Here is an 18,589-nt window from a genome sequence, read left to right on the forward strand (position 1 = left end):
ACTTAATCCACTGTCCACTTTGACTCTCTTTGTACTTTACCTATCTTTAAAAACAATTTCATAAATAATATATAAACGTTACTATTACTATGTCTTACCTATATGCTATATACTTAATTTTGATATTTATTACATTAAACTCTGAAACATTTATTATAATTTATTAAATTAAGTAATGCATTAAGTAGTTTAATTCTTTGTATTTAAACAAAAGATTTGCTAAAATAAAAATAAGCAATAATACACAAATTAAACTCTAAGGAGGTTAGCAAATTGAAAAAAATACTTATAACAGGTGCATTAGGACAAATAGGCTCAGAATTAACACTCAAGCTAAGAAATGAATATGGAGAACAAAATGTAATTGCTAGCTCAAGAAGAACAAAAGAAGGAAATCCTGTATGTGAATCTGGTATATTTGAAATATTAGACGTCACAGATAAAAATCGATTCTTTGAAATCGCAAAAAAATATGATGTGGATACTATAATTCATCTAGCTTCTCTGCTTTCAGCAGTTGCAGAAAGTAAACCTTTAGAAGCTTGGAATTTAAATATGGATGGATTGATAAATGGTCTTGAAATAGCTAGAGAATTGAATTGTAAGTTTTTTACACCTAGTTCAATAGCTGCATTTGGTGAAAATTCTCCAAAAAACATGACTCCTCAAGATACACTACAAAGACCTAATACTATGTATGGTGTAACTAAAGTATCTGGTGAATTACTATGTGATTATTATCATTCAAAATTTGGAGTGGATACTAGAGGAGTTAGATTTCCTGGTCTTATTTCTTACGTTACTCCTCCTGGTGGTGGAACTACAGACTATGCAGTTGACATATATTATGAAGCATTAAAAAATAAAAAATATAAGTCTTACATAGCAGAAGGTACAAAAATGGATATGATGTACATGCCTGATGCTCTTCAATCTATAGTAGATTTAATAGAAACTCCAGCTGAAAAACTTATTCATAGAAATGCTTTTAATATCACTGCTATGAGTTTTGCTCCTGAAGAAATAGCTGATTCTATAAAAAAATACATACCCGATTTTACAATAGAGTATGATGTAGACCCTGTAAGACAAAGTATAGCTGATTCTTGGCCTAATTCATTAGATAGTAGCAGTGCTGTAAATGAATGGAGTTTTAAAGCTAATTATGATTTAGATAAAATGACTAAGGATATGCTAGAAAAATTATCAGAAAAAGGAATTGGCAAATAACAAATTAAGAATTTAGTACCAAAAAATTCAGAGAATAAAACATCTTATATTTATGATTCTATTTTATAATCTTCACTTTTACATAGCTTTTATTCTCTGAAAGACTAACAGTTTTTATTTTTAACATACAACAAACTATTCTTTATAAGCATATTAGTAGTTTTCTAATATGGATTAATCATATAAAAATAAACAGAAAGGAAAAAGCTACTATTGCAAGTATAATAAAAAAACTTAATCAAATTTTACTATACTTTGCATATTATAATACAAGTAGTAGGTGTTAATGTTGCTAAATTTAAGAGAAATTAGAGAAGAAATAATTAAAGAATATATAGGCAATAATTTAATCTCTGAACTTACAGAAGAATTAAAGATCATTCTTATAACTGATTTAAAATCTAACCCATTTAAAAGTAATATTGAACTCAGTATAATACCCGCGAATATAGAAATATTTAAAAAGATAGAAACTAAATTGTTAGAAGCTAAGGTTAATCTAAAAATAGGTTGGGAAAGAATACTTATAAATTCTATCTTAAAAGATTCCTTTGATTTAAATTACGAAATAAATAAAAGTTGTAATGAGCCTTTGATGTTCAGAATCATTATATCAATTGATTCTTATGACGCTTAATCTCATTAAATAAATATCTATGAGGATGTGCTTTTAATTTATGAAATACAAGTTATTTATAGACTTTGAATTTAATATATTAGATGATAATAAATACAAGCTAGAATATAGTGGAGCTGAATTGATTTCAATAGGTTGTGTTTTGGTAGATAATGACTTTAATATAGTTGATGATTATTATTCTTTAGTTAAACCAAAATACAATGAAATACTTTCATTTAAGTGTAAAAAACTCACTAAATTAAACCAGTTAGAAATTAATAATGCTCCTAATCTTTTATATGTTATGGATGATTTTTTCAAATGGTTTAAAAAATTTAGCGATGTTACAATATATAATTGGGGTGATTTTGATATTGCTGGTCTTCTAAATTCCTTTAGAGTATATAAATATGCGGGTACCTGCTTAGAGTTATTCAATATGATGATTGATATTCAACCTTTTATATCTCAGCATATTACATATAAAAATAGAGTCTTATCTAAGCAACTATCTTTACTAAATATGAAAAAGATTTTTTCTGTAGAGGGAGAAATTAAACATAATTCACTTTCAGATGCTCTGGATTTAATGAATGTATGTAAATGCTTTTACCTTAACTATCCTAAAGATACTAATACACTTGAAGAATTATACAATAAACTGCCTCCTATTAAAAATCCTTTATATTATATTCCCTATTTTGAGGATGAAAATTTTGAACTTAAATTTGATAAGACTCCAGAAGATATAATAATGTATCTTAAACAAATATTCAATATATTAAATATAAGTAAAAAAGATATTTATTTTAAAAAAAGAAGTGTATTAGTAAATAATTCTAAAATTATCAACTTCAAAAACTTATCTTCTTCTTTTAAATTAATAAAGCTCAATGAATTTGAAGAATATCCTGATTTTGTATTGAAATTAGGTGATAAAAAGAATTTTGTTGAATCTGTAGTTAAGATAAATAAAAGTAATAGAAAATCCATAAAAAATTTAATATTGAGATTATCAAGAGTACCTTAAATGATTGAATTCAATTGTTTAAGGTATTTTTTATAATCTGAATTATTTTTTTTATATAGGATATACTAACTTAGTATAAATATTTTTTAAAGGAGTAATTGATAGATATGACAGTGGTATTAATAAGAAGTATTATATTATACATAACAGTGTTGATTGCACTTAGAGTCATGGGAAAAGGTGAAATCGCTGAAATGAACTGTTTTGATTTGGTCATAACACTTTTAATTGCAGAAGTTGCATCCGTCCCAATGGAAAATAATAATATACCAATTATAAATGGTGTTGCAGCAATAACTGGCCTTGTAATTATGCAGACTCTAATTTCATTTTTATCCTTAAAAAGCAGAAAATTAAGTTCATTTTTATCAGGTAAACCTTCTGTCTTAATTGACAAAGGAAAGATTGTATATAATGAACTTAAAAAAGAAAGAGTTAGTATAGATGAGTTGTTAGAACAATTGAGAATTCAAGGTTACTTCAACATAAAAGATGTACAATATGCTATTTTAGAGACTGATGGTAATTTAAGTGTGGTTCCAGCATCAAGTTATAATAGTACTCCTCCAAGAGCTTTTAACCATTTACCAATTCCACTTATTTTGGATGGTAAAATAATAAATAAAAATCTTGATATGGCTGAAAAAGATACTAACTGGTTAATGGGTATCTTAAAGTCTAACCACATAGAAACTTTTAAAGATGTTCTTATTTGTGTTTTAGATGAAAATGACAAAATATTTATTCAAAATAAGAAGGGTGATTAATATTGAAATCTACAACATTTGTTATACTATGGGCTGTTTTATTTATGCTATTTGGATTTTATGTTAATAATAAACTATATGATTTTACGGAAGATTACAAAAACAATATGTCTATATTAGAGAAATCTATAGAAAATGAAGAATGGGAAAAAGCTCAAAAAGAAGCTGATTCTATATCTACTAGATGGTCTAAAGAAAGAAATCATTGGTATAAAGTTTTAAATCATGAATACTTTGACGAAATAGGTCTAAAATTTAATATTCTTGATAAAGCAATTTATACTGAAAATAAATTAAAATCCTTAGAAGAAGTTGAAAGCATAAAAACATATTTAGGAAATATTGTTGAAAGTGTTAAGTTTGATATAAATTATATATTTTAACAGTCACAAGTAAGGATATAGATAAAGTAATGATTCTATATCCTTATTTGTTTATTTACAATTTACTACTATCAGAATAAATTTTTAGAGCTTCTCCAATGAATTTGGATGCTCCTTTACCATATTTCTTATCAGTCACCTGTATATAGCTAGAATTTTGTAAATAAAGTTCTGACAAATAATCTAAATAATTCTCTCCTTCATCTATCTTGTAAAATTCATTCATTCGGTTAGTTTCATATACTATATCTCCAACAATATCTTGAATCTCTTCTGAAGAAGGATTTTTACTTAAGTCTGCCACAAGCTTTTCATATAATATGTTTATTTTGGGTTGTTTATTACCTAAATAACTCTTCAAAACTTCTCCAATAAATTTACACGCTCCATTACCATACTTTTTATCAACTTCTTTTATCCATATAGGATTTAGTAAATAATTTTGCACCATGCTATACCAATTATCATCTCCATACTCCATATTAAAAAGTTCATAATCTTTCTTAGATGTATCTGTTATCTCTTTAGCAATTTTTTGAAGTTCCTTTGATAAAGGATTTTTATTTAAATCTGCTACAAGTATTTTATATAGTTCACTTAATTTTGGATGATTATCTTCCAAACAGTCTTTTTTAAATTCATCAAATTGTTCTGCTAAAGTCAATATATCACTATTAAAATTTTTCTTTATAGCCTCAGAATATTTCTCAATACTTCCATATATTTTTATAGCCATTTTAGCAATTTCATCTTCTTTAGATTTAAACTTCTCAATATGTTCATTATATTTCTCTACACTACCATAAATTTTAATTACTTTATCTTCATGCTCTATTTTAAATTCCTCTAATACTTTAAAATATTCACTCATATCAAATTCTTTGAAGTTTACTACATTTTCTCCTTTTAACGTTTTGTCTATAATTTCTATTAGACTATCCAATCTTTTACGTTTTATAATAAGTAGCTTTCTTTGACTTTCTAGAGCATGCATTTTATCAAAGTATGGGCTTAACATTATATCTTTAACTTCTTTTAAAGGTATCTCAAGCTCTTTAAAAAATAAAATTTGTTGAAGCGTTTTAATAGCTTCATCATCATAAAACCTGTACCCTGCTTCTGTAATTTCACTTGGTTTTAATAAACCTATCTCGTCATAGTAATGTAATGTGCGCACACTTATTCCTGTCAAATCTGAAACTTGTTTTACTGTTCTCATTGCCTCACCTCAAAATTTTATTTTACAGCTACGAATATTAATAAATATTTATATATCTATCAGTATTTATTAATATTTTCAAACTATGTTTTCATATTACAATATAACGTGGTGTTAGAGTCAACACTTTATAAATATATAATTTGATTTTTTGAACTCATTTCATATTTAAATTTTGATTATCTAGTTAATATACTTTTTCCTAACATTATTAAAAAGAAATCTTGTTCTATATTCATATACCTAACATTAAGTATCCAGATTTCATTTGTTTCAAAATTTCGGAAAATAGTAAAGGAAGTTTTTCAGTTTCATCATCCTTATTCAATAAATAATCTATTATTATATTAGATATTTTTTCAATTATAATTGCGCTTTCTTCAAAAATCTCTGCTACTTGTACCCAACAGTCATTTTTGTATTCAGTTCCAATAGATTTAAGCATCTTGCTCATTTTATCAAAACCACCTTTAAATTCGACACTATCTGGTTCTTCAATTCCTTTGATTGCATTTGGAATAGTTGGTACTGTTCCAAAAAACATAACCATATTAGCTAAAATCCTATCATAGTCATCTTTTTCCAGTTCATGTTTCCATTGTGACAATTCTTTGATAAACTTTTCAAAACCTTTATATCCTAAAAACCCTGTAGGTGGATTTAAAAACATATCACGCTTTATAGCGAGTGCTTCTTGAGCAATATGATATTTATTCTTTGAACTATTCATTCTAACTGTACAAATTGTATTCGCTTTGCTTAATCCAGGATAACTACAATTCATACATTCACATAGTTCATCATAAGAAATAGAGATTAAATCAGTTATCCCACAATCATATAAATATATTCTTTCTTCTATATCATCATACCCTACCATAAGCACATAATGAAAAGGAATATGCTCTTTATGATATAATTTTTCATAATATGGCAGATAATACATATCTAAGGCTCCTAAAACAACTGGATAACCAGAATCAATTTCTGATTTTGCTTTTTTTAAAGCTTGTTCATACTTTTTAAACTCATAGTGTTTATATTCAAAACCAACAATAGGTGCTAAAAATTCATACATTTTTTTGGTTCTTCCATCCCCCAAAGCAACCATTCTCTTTAATTCTTTTTTATTTGTTTTTAGATAACAAAACGAGCCAAAACCTGATAATAAAAAGAAAAAATCATTTGGCAGAGATTCACCCATTTTATTCATATATATATCTTCTATACCATTCCACATACATTCATAATCATGTAAATGGTGCTTTATTTCAATTATTTTCCTCATTTAATTTACCTCCATTTATAAATAATTTCATTATGGAATTAATAGTGTTTTCATAAATTATATCTTTATAATTTTAAATGATATGGTTATTGCCTTCTACGATTAGTAGCTTTTTCATGTATATTTTTAATTAAACCCAGTATAAACCCTCCTATAATGTGAGAGTCAATGGCAAAATTCAAAAATAAGTATTCATATTGTGTAACTTATAATAAAATTAGACTTTTAATGCTTGTAAATAAGTAGAAAATCTTGAGAAAAATAAGTTTTAAAATTTCTTGTATTGTAATCAAATAAATTATTACAAATAATATAATAATTTTATATAAAAAAGAGTATATAAAAAACTAAAAAACGTTTCTTATATACTCTAATAATTTTAATTTACTATATTCTATTATTTCCCAGCCTTCATAGCTCTAATTTTTAGTGGTAAAGTAAATAAATTAATAAATCCTTCTGCATCTTTATGGTCATAAAGTTCACTATCTCCAAAAGAAGATATTCCTTCATCATAAAGTGCATTTTCAGTAAATATTCCAGCAGGTTTTATATTACCTTTGTAAAGTTTAACTTTTACTGTCCCTGTAACATTATCTTGAGTTTGTTCCATAAATGCATCTATAGATTCTCTTAATTTACAGTACCATAATCCATTATAAATAAGCTCTCCATATTTGTAAGATATCATTTGCTTAAAGTGTAGTGTGTCTTTATCTAAAGTAGCACTTTCTAAAATATTGTGTGCTTCATAAAGAATTGTTCCTCCTGGAGTTTCATATATACCTCTTGATTTCATACCAACAAGTCTATTCTCAACTATATCTATAACTCCAATTCCATGCTTACAACCTAACTCATTTAATTTATGAATTAATGCCACTGGAGATAATTCTTCACCATTTATCTTTTTAGGCTCACCTTTTTCAAAATAAACCTCTACATATTCAGCTACATCACATGCATCCTCAGGGTCTACACATTGTTTATATACATCCTTTTTATGTTCATTTTGTAAATGTTCTATGTCTCCACCTTCTGTTGATACATGCCAAAGGTTAGCATCTACTGAATATATTTTAGCTTTAGTTGCTGTTACTTTTATGTTGTGTTTCTCAGCATAATCTATAGCATCTTCTCTTGATTTTATATCCCATATTCTCCAAGGAGCTATAACTTTTATAGTTGGGTCAAGGGCTGCAATTGTAGCTTCAAATCTAACTTGGTCATTACCTTTTCCTGTACATCCATGGCATATATATTTTGCTCCTTCTTTATGAGCAACTTCAACTAATTTTTTAGCTATTATAGGTCTTGCTAAAGAAGTTCCTAATAAGTATTTTCCTTCATATTTTGCTTCTGCTTTTACAGCTTTAAATATAGTTTCCGTCACAAACTCTTCACTTATATCATCTACATAGGCTTTTGATGCTCCACTTTGTAAAGCTTTTTCATAAACATCTTCCATTTTATCTTCTTGACCTACATTTCCACAAACAGCTATAACTTCTATATCTTCATAATTTTCCTTTAACCAAGGTATTATAATTGATGTATCAAGTCCTCCTGAATATGCTAATACTACTTTTTCCTTCATTGTTAATTCCTCCCAATTTTAAATTATAATTTTATATTTTTTATTTTTTAATAGAAACTCTTAATATTGAATGACTTTAAAAATATAGATTCTTATAAAATCATTTTAATACTAAAAAAACCCCTCAGTATTTTTAAATACTAAGAGGCGAAATATCCGCGGTACCACTCTTATTGATAAACTTAGCTAATCAATCAGTAAATGTATAACTACTAAATACATATTAGTAAATAAATATATTAAAAAACGCCTCTTGGAAAAACCAAGAGACGAAATATATCCGCGTTACCACTCTAATTGATAAGATAAACTTATCCACTCTTTCTCTTAAGGCGAGATTACCTACTAACATACTAAATTCAATTAGCATCCTCCAAAGTTCTTTTCACTAATACTTATTTGCTAAGCTTCCACCATCCTCAGCTCTCTATAAAATACATAAAAGTTACTCTCTTTTTCATCGGATTTAAATATCAAATTTTTTAGACATCTCTTATAGAATATATAATAGTTTATTTTTCCATTTATGTCAACTATATAATTTATTTTCTTTTTAAAATATTTTCTCTTTAAGCTTACTCATATTTTACTTTCCAAAGGCATAGTCCTTTAGCTGGTGCGGTGTCTGATGACTTGCTTCTGTCTTTCGACTCAAGCATATGCTTAACATCTTGTGGTGCTTTTCTTTTAAGGCCAACATCTATTAATGCTCCTACTATTATTCTTACCATATTATATAAAAATCCATTTCCCTCTATATATATTTCTACAATATCATCATTTTCTTTTATATTTATTGAGTAAATTTCTCTTACATTAGATTTTTTCTTAGACTTAGAAGAAGCAAAGCTAGTAAAATCATGTTCTCCTATTAAATACTCACTTGCTTTTCTCATCCTATCTAAATCTAATTTTTTACTTATGTGTGCAGCATACTTTCTCATAAAAGGACTGTGATATTTGTTATTATCAATCTTATATAAATAAGTTTTTGATTTTACATTGTATCTTGAATGAAATCTTTCATCAACTTCCTCAACAGTTTTTACAACTATATCCTCTGGCAAATATTCATATAGATATTTTTGAATTTTATCTACTGAATCCATACAATTTGTTTTAAAGTTTATAACTTGGCCTCTTGCATGTGCTCCCATATCAGTTCTCCCAGAACCAATTATCTCAATAGTTTCATTGGCCATTTTACTTAAGACAGACTCAAGCTTTTCTTGTATAGTCATGTCATTATCGCCTAATTTTTGATAACCTTTGTATCTTGAACCATCATATGCTACTATCATTTTTATATTTCTCATCTTAATCCTCTTTCTAAGAATTTATGCCTGTTTAGCAAATTTATTTTTTATATTAAAAGTTATTTTTGTTCCAACATTCTTTTCACTTTCTATTTTCATTACTCCACCATGAAGTTTTACAATTTCATTACTAATTGCAAGACCTAATCCACTGCCAGCCTTGTTGTAATCCTCTTGGAAAAATTTATCTAAAACTTTATTTAAATTTTGCTTTTCTATACCTGAACCATTATCTTCAACTGATATAGTTGTTATATCTTCATCCTGAGAAGCTACAACTTTTATGTAACCACCCTGACTAGTGAATTTAAATGAATTTTGTATTAAATTTATAAGAACTTGTCTTAGTCTATTTTTATCTCCTTGGATATTTTCTATGAATTCATTTTCAAATTCAAATAAAAGTGATATATCTTTTTCGGCTGCTTTAACTTTCAACTGATTTACAACCCCAACAACTAATCCTTCAACATCAACTATATCAATATGAAGCTTTATCCTATCAGAAGAAAGCCTTGAGAAATCCAATAATTCTTCTACCAACTTTATAAGTCTTTCTGTCTCATCTTGTATAATACCTAGACCTAAATCTAACTCTTCTCTAGTTATACTTTCATATCCTAATGTTTCACTCCATCCCTTTATAGATGTAAGAGGGGTTCTCAACTCATGAGATACAGAAGATATAAATTCTTCTTTCAATTTTTCACTCTTATCAATTTCATGTGCCATATGTTCAAATGTCTGTGCTAAATCACCAATTTCATCATCTACAATCTTCATATTTTCCAATTTTATATTGTAGTTTCCTACAGCTAATTCGTTTGCAAACTTCTTTAGCTCTCTCAATGGTTTTATAAGAGTCTCAGCAAATTTGAGACTTATTAATATAGCTATAATAAGTATGAATATTCCCGCCAATATAAGCCATGTAGCTTGCTTTAATATGGCGTTATCAATTCCATCTAATGAAACAGTATATCTAACAACACCTTCTATAATATTATTTACTTTGAGTGGTAAGGAGATGCTCATGACATGCTCTCCTGTATCTGGTATTTTATAAGTATATGGTGTTAAATTTTTAGTCTTTACATCTCTTAATGCATTATCTACATCTTCATAATTTGCTTTTTCTTTACTTTTAAATCCATATTGGTCCAATATAACATTTTTATTCTTATCTATTATCGAAATCCCAAATTCTGAATTCTTTGTTAATGGCTGTTTATCAAAAATATTTTTAACTTTTTTCTCAAAGCTTGTAGTTTCCATTGTAATAGCATTATATTCATCAGCGTATTTTATTTCAGATTCAAGTAACTGTTTAACAGAATCATAGTAATAGTTTTGTATATAAAACATGAATAGCCCTTCAAACAGAGTTACCATTATAATAATTATTATAAAATAGTTTTTTATTACTTTTTTTCTCAGACCTTCAAAATGTAACACTATTATTCTTCCTTTCTAAAACAGTATCCATAACCCCAAATAGTTTGTATATATTTTGGTTTTGATGGGTCATCTTCTATTTTATTTCTTATCCTTCTTATATTTACATCTACTATTTTAAAATCATACAAATAATTAGTTCCCCATACCTCATCTAATATCTGATCTCTACTTAATGATTGTTTAGCATTTGATATCAAATATTTTACTATTGAAAATTCTGTTGGAGTAAGTTCAATCTCTTTACCATTCTTAAATAATTTTCTTTTATCTATATCAAGTATAAATGGTGGCGAGACTATCTCACTTGACTTAACATTTGAATCATCTTTTGCAACTCTTCTGATAAGAGCAGAAACCCTAACTAAAAGTTCCTTTATACTAAATGGTTTTATGATGTAATCATCTGCTCCTGAAATAAATCCTTCTATTTTATCATCTTCTTGAGCTTTTGCAGTAAGCATTATTATCCCAACTTGATCAAAATTTTCCCTTATAAACTTACAAACCTCTATCCCACTTATATCTGGAAGCATTACATCTAAAAGAGCTATTGTAATATCACTTTCTGTTGTCATTTTTTCTATAGCTTCTCTACCAGTACCTGCTTCAACTATTTCATAGCCTTCTCTTTTTAAGTTTATACTGACAAAACTTCTAATTCCAATTTCATCTTCTAGTATAAGTATTTTTTCCTTCATAAAATAAAACCTCCAATTGAGTGTAATATTAACCATATATTAATGAGAAATACTCTTTTAATGCGTCTATCGTAATATCTAACTTATCCATTTCATTTGCATCATTTATAGTTAGTAAAAAAGTATATTCATCGCTTTCTTGAAGTACAATAGAATTTTGTGTATTTGCACTTTTTCTATCTTCAAGTTTATTTTTACTCTCTACTATTATATTAAATAAATTCTTACGTTCTGAATAATCAAAATAGTAAAATTTAAATACAGCTTTTTCCCCAACAAATTCTTGTTCAACAATTATTTTATCTACTAAATTATTTTGCATAAATAATCTAAAATTGTATTTATAATTATAGTATATCTGGCTTATAAATATTAATTTTGAATTAGAATCTTCTTTCCCATTCCATCTGTACCAACTTATATTAGCAGATGCTTTAGAGGTATAAGTATTTCTATTCCCTCCAGCAACTATAGGTATCTCTATAATTTTATCTTTATCAACATCATCAACAGGTATGTAATAAGGTTTAGTAATAGTTTTATCATAATCACTAAACACTTTTTGAATTTTATCATTTTTCATATATAATATCTGTGTGATATAATTATTTTCTTTTAACATGGGAATATCTAGTACAACACCTTTGATGGATGCAGCTGAATTTCCAACAGATGAAGCAACATTACCTAGAGTTATATATAACTCATTTAGATTTTTTACATTTTCAAATTTGACATAATCCTTAACCTTCATAGTTCCATCAAAATTTGCAACAGTTGCAAACATCTCATTAGTTTTATTATTCAAATGAAGCATTAATATATCTATCTTGTCATCTCCATCTATATAACCAATCTTTACCTTCATATCGTTAAAATCTTCTTTATTTTGAATCCAAGAAGCATCTAAATCGTATACTTTTGTGATTTCATTATCCCTTACTTTGTATATATGCATATTAGTTTTATCTTTGGATTTAACAAGTAAAATAACTTCCTTATATCCATCTGAATCCAAATCATAGAAATTAGCATATTCTATTGATTCTCCATTTTCTAAATAATGGTCTCCTAGTACATATTTTTCACCATTGTAACTTAAAGTTACAAAACCTACTTTATTAACATTATTACTTAAATCTTCTTTTTGCTCAAATACTACTAATTCATCAACTCCATCACTATTTAAATCTACCTTATTTATTTTTCCTACCTCTTTTGTATTAGAAGGCAATATCATAGACGAGTCTGGTTTTAGTAGCTGATCTATACCATCGTACAATACTTTTTTTGTATCATCATAGTTAGGTATCTTTGCCAATTGTTCTGGAGATTCAGTTTTAACATTACATCCAGTAACAAATAACATCATTAAGCCTGATACAATAATAAGCTTTAATAACTTCATTTAACCCCTCCTAATCCTACAATCTTAAATTTTTCTTTTTTCTCGCAAAAATCTCCTCACAATAGTTAGACGTTTCAAATCCTCATAAGGTTTTACTTATTTTAACAAAACTTTATATTTTGATAAAACTTATGATAAATATAAAATCTAATTATTATTTCTAGGAGGTTTAGGCCCTGGATATTGGAAAAAGTTAGTTTTTAGCATACCATTATATAATTTTCTCTTTTTAGCTGCTTTTTGTCCAAATTCATATTCAAATTCTTCATAGGAAGTTATCAGATAATATGACCAATTTTTTAACTTTCTAAATGCATAACCAAGCTCTTTATATAATTGTTTAACACTATCCTTATCTTCCAATCGTTCTCCATAAGGAGGATTGGTAACTATAAATCCAAATTCTTCTTCACTCTCAAACTCAGTTGCATCTCCTACATTGAATTCTATATATTCATCTACACCTGCTATTTCTGCATTTTCTCGAGCTATATCTATACATTCTGCATCTATATCATATCCATAAATTTTAAATTTAGATTCATTGTCTATTTTATTAAAAGCATCTTTTCTTACATCCCACCAAATCTTTTTATCAAGCGTTCTCCATTTTTCTGATATAAATTCTCTATTTAATCCAGGTGCCATATTTATACCTATCATAGCTGCTTCAATTAATATAGTACCAGAACCACACATAGGGTCTACTAAAGTCCTACCTGCTTTCCAAGGAGTTAAGTAGATAAGTCCAGAAGCTAAAGTTTCTCTTATCGGAGCTTTATTTGCTTTTTCTCTATATCCTCTTTTATGTAAAGCATCTCCTGTTGTGTCTATTGAAAGAGTTACTTTATCTTTGTGTATAAATACAAATATAGGGTATTTTTCTTTATCTTCTTTAAGCAAACCATCCTCTAAATAACTTTTCTTCAAGCTTTCTACAATAGCTTTTTTTACTATAGCTTGTACATCTGGTGTACTGTATAATTTTGATTTTATAGAAGAAGCTTTTGAAATAGGAAATTGAGCTCCATAAGGTATATATTTAGACCAATTTATCCTTTTTGTATTTTCAAATAATTCATCAAAGCTTTTTGCTTCAAACTCAGCAATCTTAAGATGTACTCTTTCTGCACATCTTAACCACATGTTTGATTTTGCTATCCCAAATTCATCAGTCTTATATGTTATTCTTCCATCTTCTGTTTTTATTATTTCATATCCCAAATTAGTAATTTCTCTAGCCAACATTTTTTCCATTCCAAAAAAACATGGCGATATTAATGTATAGTTTTTCATAAAACCTCCTGTTTCCTATATTAATTACAACGATTATTTATTTTTTAACCTATTTACATGTTTAAATTCATACTTCCCATTTGATATCCTGACATATCTAGTGTAACATATTTAAAGCCAAATTTTTTTAATTTAGTGTCAACTTTACTAAAATTGTTATTTTCAAAAAATTTACCTAATTCTTCCTGATTAACTTCTATTCTAGCTATATCTCCATGCATTCTTACTCTAAATTGAGAAAAGCCCAAATCAGATAAATATTCTTCACTTTTTTCTATTATCCTAAGCTTTTCATCTGTAATTTCAACACCATAAGGAATTCTGCTTGCCAGACATGCAAATGATGGTTTGTTAAAAGTTTCTAACTTCATATCTCTTGAAAGTAACCTAATTTCATTTTTCTTTAATCCACTTTCTTTCAATGGACTAATTACTTCTAGTTCATTTAGTGCTTTAAGACCTGGTCTATAGTCTCCTAAATCATCTACATTGGTTCCATCTACTATGTACTTTATATTATGTTCCTTTGCGACCTCTTTTATTTTAGTAAATATATATTTTTTACAATAATAACATCTTTCAACACCATTTTCTTTGAATTCCTTTAAATCAAAATCTTCTATTCTTAATATAATATGTTTAACTCCAAAATTTTTAGTATATTGTTTTGCTTCTTCTATTTCTCTATTTGAGTGCATCATTGCATGAATAGTTACAGCTATAACATTATCTCCTAATGTATCTCTTGCTACTTTAAGTAAGAAATTACTGTCAACTCCACCTGAATAAGCAACTGCCACACTTTCTAATCCAATCAATTTTTCTCTTAATTTTTCTAACTTTTCTCTTTCCTTCACTAAATCTACCTCCATATCAATAAAATATGAACTCTAAAACTATTCTTATTTTTTACATACTTAATGATTATAACATATAAAGTATATATTTAAAAAATTAGAATGACTTTTAAATATATTAATTATAATATTAAAGTACTTTTATTTATATCTTTACAATTTAAGCATATTGCTGTATTACACTATATAAAAACAAAACAGTGTAATACAGTAATATACTTAAAAGCCATGAAGCCTAAATAGCCTATCTTCATGGCTAAGTTCACGATTTTATTCTCATATAATTACTCTTCTTATCGATATAATTGTAAATTACAAAAAGATACTATCATTAAAAATGTTTTAAAAACTTAATACTTATAGTTTACAGAGCCCTATATCAATCCCACCAAAAAAGCCATATGGTAGAATCTTGTATTACCTCTTTTAGAGCTCTTAATGTCTCATATCCTTGTACAATAATATCTTCACAGTACAAGATTAACTCTATGCATAGGTTATTGAACATTGTATTGTCACTAGGTATATTTTTTGAAAAATATTGGACTGTGTCACATCCAATTGCTATTGGGTATGCTCCATAGTTTTCGTACCAATATTTTGCAACTGCTATATGCTCTTCATCACTAGGACAATCGTTAAATCCACCAATTGGTATATATGCAAATACTTCATAAGGTTTAGTTGTTGGAACTTTAGCTATGTAAACTTTGTTATTTTCTTGAAATATATCTATATTTGTAATTGGGTTAAAACTTTTATAATCACAAAAAATATCTTCTGACTCTATGAGTTCCTTTACCACCTCTGAAATTTCACTCTTCCTACACTTGAAAAATTCATTTACATCAATTTCATTATATTTTTTCAGACAATGCTCTTTGTAGTTCTCAAGAGAACCATACTCTTTATTGACAATATCAATGTTTTCTTTTAGCAATCCTACCTTTTCATCGATAATTATAATTGGTGTATATCCTTTTTCTTTTCCATCTTCTATCATTGTCTCCAATAAATTGTCAATATCAATCTCATTGTTCACAGGAACACATTCAAAACCATATAAATCTTCAATACCCATATTTATCTCCTATTCTTTTTAGATTTAATTCTTTTGAAAGTTTTCTTTTTTTGTTGTCAAATTTTTAAATACTATTATTATTTGTAAAACTATAAGTAGAGGTATAATTTATAAAAAACATTCATATTAAATAAATTTTCATTTAATTTTTTGTATAAATATAACGTTTTTATGACAATATCCTCATATAAATATAATATCACAAAACAAATGTTCATGGTTAATAATAAGTAATTTTGTAATAATTCGTTGTAATATTATGTTATTTTAAATAAAATAAATGATATAATTTGTATAAGAAAGGGTATATTTATTCACATTAAATTTATTTGAGACAAGGTCAATGTGAATTTTTTTAATAGTAACAAATATCCCCAAAATAATAAATAATATTAGACTTTATGTATAGTATAAATTCTAATAAATCACATGCATGTTTGCAAGAATTAATAGATTAAAATCAAGATTTAGATTTAATAGTACTTTTATGTGAAAAGATATGTATTTATTTAATATATTAAACTCAGAAAGTACAAGATTCTACTATCTAATAGCTAATAATTCTATTGATGTGCTTTTAATACCAATACTAAAAACACTTACATAGAGACTAGAAATGTACTTTTCTAACTTGTAATTAACAGTAATTACTATGTATAAATTTTAACTGCATTGAGAAAATAGTAGAATAATATACCTGTAAAATTTATTAGAGTTGTATATTCACGTGTATTTCTTATTATTTATGTATAACAAAAGTAAATTTAATACATAAATTTATAGGTGTACCAATTAAAAATTTTAACTAATACACCCATTGATTTCTATTCTTCCTTTAATAAAATATCTTTCCATACATCTTCTTTAAACCCTAATAGTACATTTTTACCATCAAATAGTAGTGGTCTTTTAATAAGCATACCATCACTTACTAATATTTCTAGCAGTTTATCATCTGACTCAGTCTTTACTACATCTTTAAGACCTAATTCTCTATATTTCATTCCACTTGTGTTAAAAAACTTTTTTATATCATATCCACTAATATTATAAATTAATTCTAATTCATTTTTAGTTGGTGGATTTTGAACCATATCTATATCCTCAAATTCCAAATTATTTTCTTTAAGCCATTTTTTTGCTTTTTTAACTGTAGAACATTTTGTATATCCATATAATTTAATCATTATAGTAAAACTTCCTTTCTAATTTTTTATCTCTATATTTACATTTTTATACCCATAATATGTATATTATAATCAAGTTTTATCATAAATACGATAGAACAGTTCAAATTTTCTAGCATCAATAGATACAGTCTTAGTTATATTAAAATCTCCATATTTGCTTTCATTAAATTTATAATTGCTACTGTTGATGATAAATTCTTCCTCCTCATACTTTTTCTTTAGCTATTTTGGTGTGAAGTATGGCATTTTTATAATTTTAATCTTACATTATACATTTTTTGAATTTGTATACATGTAAAAGCCGTGACAGTTTGATATCACGACTTTTTTGCCACACAGTTAAATTAAATTTTAACTGCTCTAATATATCAAAATTTATATTTTTCATTGTAAAAGTCAGACAAACAATTCTTATTTTTTTATAAAATTTCAATATAAATTTCGTTTTTAAAAATTTAAACAATTTTTTCTTTTATTTGAATATCCTCAACTATACCATCTTTTATACTTATAATCTTATCAGCAACACTATTTGAAAATACAACATCATGTGTAATTATCAGTATAGTCATGCCTTTATCTTTAAGCCTATTCATTATATTTACTACTTTTTGAATAGTATCAATATCAAGTGCAGAAGTAGGTTCATCAAAACAAAGAACTTTTGGCATTAATGCACAAGACCTAGCTATTGCAACTCTTTGTTGCTGTCCTCCTGACAACTCAAATGGATATGAGTTCAATTTTTCTTCCAAATCAACTAGTCTCAAAAGTTCTTTAGCTCTATTTTCAGCTTCCTCTCTAGGGACTTTAAAAACATTAACTGGAGATTCAATTATATTTTCAAGGACAGTCATATGAGGAAATAGATTAAAGTTTTGAAAAACCATACCTATTTTACCACGTATTTTTGCCATGTCTTTCTTGCTTTTTATTATTTCATTATCTATTATAATTTCTCCACTATCAAATTCTTCAAGACCATTTATACATCTTAATATTGTGGTCTTCCCTGCACCAGATTTACCAAGCAAAACTCCAATCTGACCTTCTTCTAGTTCAAAAGAAATATCTTTAAGCACTTTATTTTTTTTAAATGATTTATTTAAATTCCTGATTTTCAACATATAAAAAACCTCCTCCTATAATTAT

At 26.6% G+C, this 18,589-nt stretch carries 17 protein-coding genes and 1 other annotated feature; of the genes, 5 read left to right on the top strand and 12 right to left on the bottom strand.

Going from position 1 to position 18,589, the window contains the following annotated elements:
- Positions 1–273: 273 nt before the first annotated feature.
- The 5 genes from IC174_RS13525 to IC174_RS13545 all read left to right on the top strand — a co-directional run bounded on the left by IC174_RS13525 (position 274) and on the right by IC174_RS13545 (position 4,029).
- Complete coding sequence (locus IC174_RS13525; protein WP_227483133.1) at positions 274–1,230, top strand: L-threonine 3-dehydrogenase; 957 nt, start codon at positions 274–276, stop codon at positions 1,228–1,230.
- Positions 1,231–1,516: 286 nt separating this feature from the next.
- Positions 1,517–1,867 carry a hypothetical protein gene (locus tag IC174_RS13530; RefSeq protein WP_227483134.1) on the top strand — a complete coding sequence of 117 codons (351 nt, stop codon included), beginning with the start codon at positions 1,517–1,519 and terminating at the stop codon, positions 1,865–1,867.
- 40 nt (positions 1,868–1,907) lie between these two features.
- Entirely contained in the window at positions 1,908–2,879 is a 972-nt protein-coding gene (locus IC174_RS13535; protein ID WP_227435965.1) for a 3'-5' exonuclease, read from the top strand.
- Positions 2,880–2,986: 107 nt separating this feature from the next.
- Positions 2,987–3,646 (top strand): DUF421 domain-containing protein, encoded by a 660-nt coding sequence (locus IC174_RS13540; protein ID WP_227435963.1) that lies wholly within the window; start codon positions 2,987–2,989, stop codon positions 3,644–3,646.
- A gap of 2 nt (positions 3,647–3,648) precedes the next feature.
- Positions 3,649–4,029 (top strand): DUF4363 family protein, encoded by a 381-nt coding sequence (locus IC174_RS13545; protein ID WP_227435961.1) that lies wholly within the window; start codon positions 3,649–3,651, stop codon positions 4,027–4,029.
- A 55-nt stretch (positions 4,030–4,084) separates the two neighbouring features.
- Here IC174_RS13545 and IC174_RS13550 read toward each other — a convergent pair whose 3' ends face one another.
- The 12 genes from IC174_RS13550 to IC174_RS13605 form a co-directional block, all read right to left on the bottom strand.
- The gene (locus IC174_RS13550; RefSeq protein WP_227483135.1) at positions 4,085–5,248 is read right to left on the bottom strand and encodes a MerR family transcriptional regulator; all 1,164 of its coding nucleotides are present in this window, start codon (positions 5,246–5,248) and stop codon (positions 4,085–4,087) included.
- Positions 5,249–5,483: 235 nt separating this feature from the next.
- Positions 5,484–6,536 (bottom strand): BtrH N-terminal domain-containing protein, encoded by a 1,053-nt coding sequence (locus IC174_RS13555; protein WP_227483136.1) that lies wholly within the window; start codon positions 6,534–6,536, stop codon positions 5,484–5,486.
- Positions 6,537–6,933: 397 nt separating this feature from the next.
- A complete protein-coding gene (locus IC174_RS13560; RefSeq protein WP_227435954.1) occupies positions 6,934–8,133 on the bottom strand; it encodes an argininosuccinate synthase in 1,200 nt (399 codons plus the stop codon).
- Between the two features lie 262 nt (positions 8,134–8,395).
- Positions 8,396–8,603: a binding site (T-box leader), on the bottom strand.
- Positions 8,604–8,708: 105 nt separating this feature from the next.
- Entirely contained in the window at positions 8,709–9,449 is a 741-nt protein-coding gene (gene truA, locus IC174_RS13565) for a tRNA pseudouridine(38-40) synthase TruA (RefSeq protein ID WP_227483137.1), read from the bottom strand.
- Positions 9,450–9,470: 21 nt separating this feature from the next.
- Complete coding sequence (gene walK, locus IC174_RS13570) at positions 9,471–10,904, bottom strand: cell wall metabolism sensor histidine kinase WalK (RefSeq protein ID WP_227435951.1); 1,434 nt, start codon at positions 10,902–10,904, stop codon at positions 9,471–9,473.
- A gap of 2 nt (positions 10,905–10,906) precedes the next feature.
- A complete protein-coding gene (walR, locus tag IC174_RS13575) occupies positions 10,907–11,605 on the bottom strand; it encodes a cell wall metabolism DNA-binding response regulator WalR (protein ID WP_227435949.1) in 699 nt (232 codons plus the stop codon).
- Positions 11,606–11,633: 28 nt separating this feature from the next.
- Positions 11,634–13,013 carry a hypothetical protein gene (locus IC174_RS13580; protein WP_227435946.1) on the bottom strand — a complete coding sequence of 460 codons (1,380 nt, stop codon included), beginning with the start codon at positions 13,011–13,013 and terminating at the stop codon, positions 11,634–11,636.
- 147 nt (positions 13,014–13,160) lie between these two features.
- Positions 13,161–14,309, bottom strand: a complete 1,149-nt coding sequence (locus IC174_RS13585) for a THUMP domain-containing class I SAM-dependent RNA methyltransferase (RefSeq protein ID WP_227483138.1) — start codon at positions 14,307–14,309, stop codon at positions 13,161–13,163.
- Positions 14,310–14,362: 53 nt separating this feature from the next.
- Entirely contained in the window at positions 14,363–15,181 is an 819-nt protein-coding gene (gene larE / locus IC174_RS13590) for an ATP-dependent sacrificial sulfur transferase LarE (RefSeq protein WP_227483139.1), read from the bottom strand.
- Between the two features lie 364 nt (positions 15,182–15,545).
- Positions 15,546–16,247, bottom strand: a complete 702-nt coding sequence (locus tag IC174_RS13595) for a DUF4253 domain-containing protein (RefSeq protein ID WP_227435938.1) — start codon at positions 16,245–16,247, stop codon at positions 15,546–15,548.
- An 824-nt stretch (positions 16,248–17,071) separates the two neighbouring features.
- Positions 17,072–17,434: an arsenate reductase family protein gene (locus IC174_RS13600; protein WP_227435937.1), complete on the bottom strand. Its 363-nt coding sequence runs from the start codon at positions 17,432–17,434 to the stop codon at positions 17,072–17,074.
- A 458-nt stretch (positions 17,435–17,892) separates the two neighbouring features.
- Positions 17,893–18,564, bottom strand: a complete 672-nt coding sequence (locus IC174_RS13605) for an amino acid ABC transporter ATP-binding protein (protein WP_227435935.1) — start codon at positions 18,562–18,564, stop codon at positions 17,893–17,895.
- Positions 18,565–18,589: the final 25 nt, after the last annotated feature.

The sequence above is a fragment of the Clostridioides sp. ES-S-0001-03 genome, assembly GCF_020676075.1.
Classification (GTDB): Bacteria; Bacillota; Clostridia; order Peptostreptococcales; family Peptostreptococcaceae; genus Clostridioides.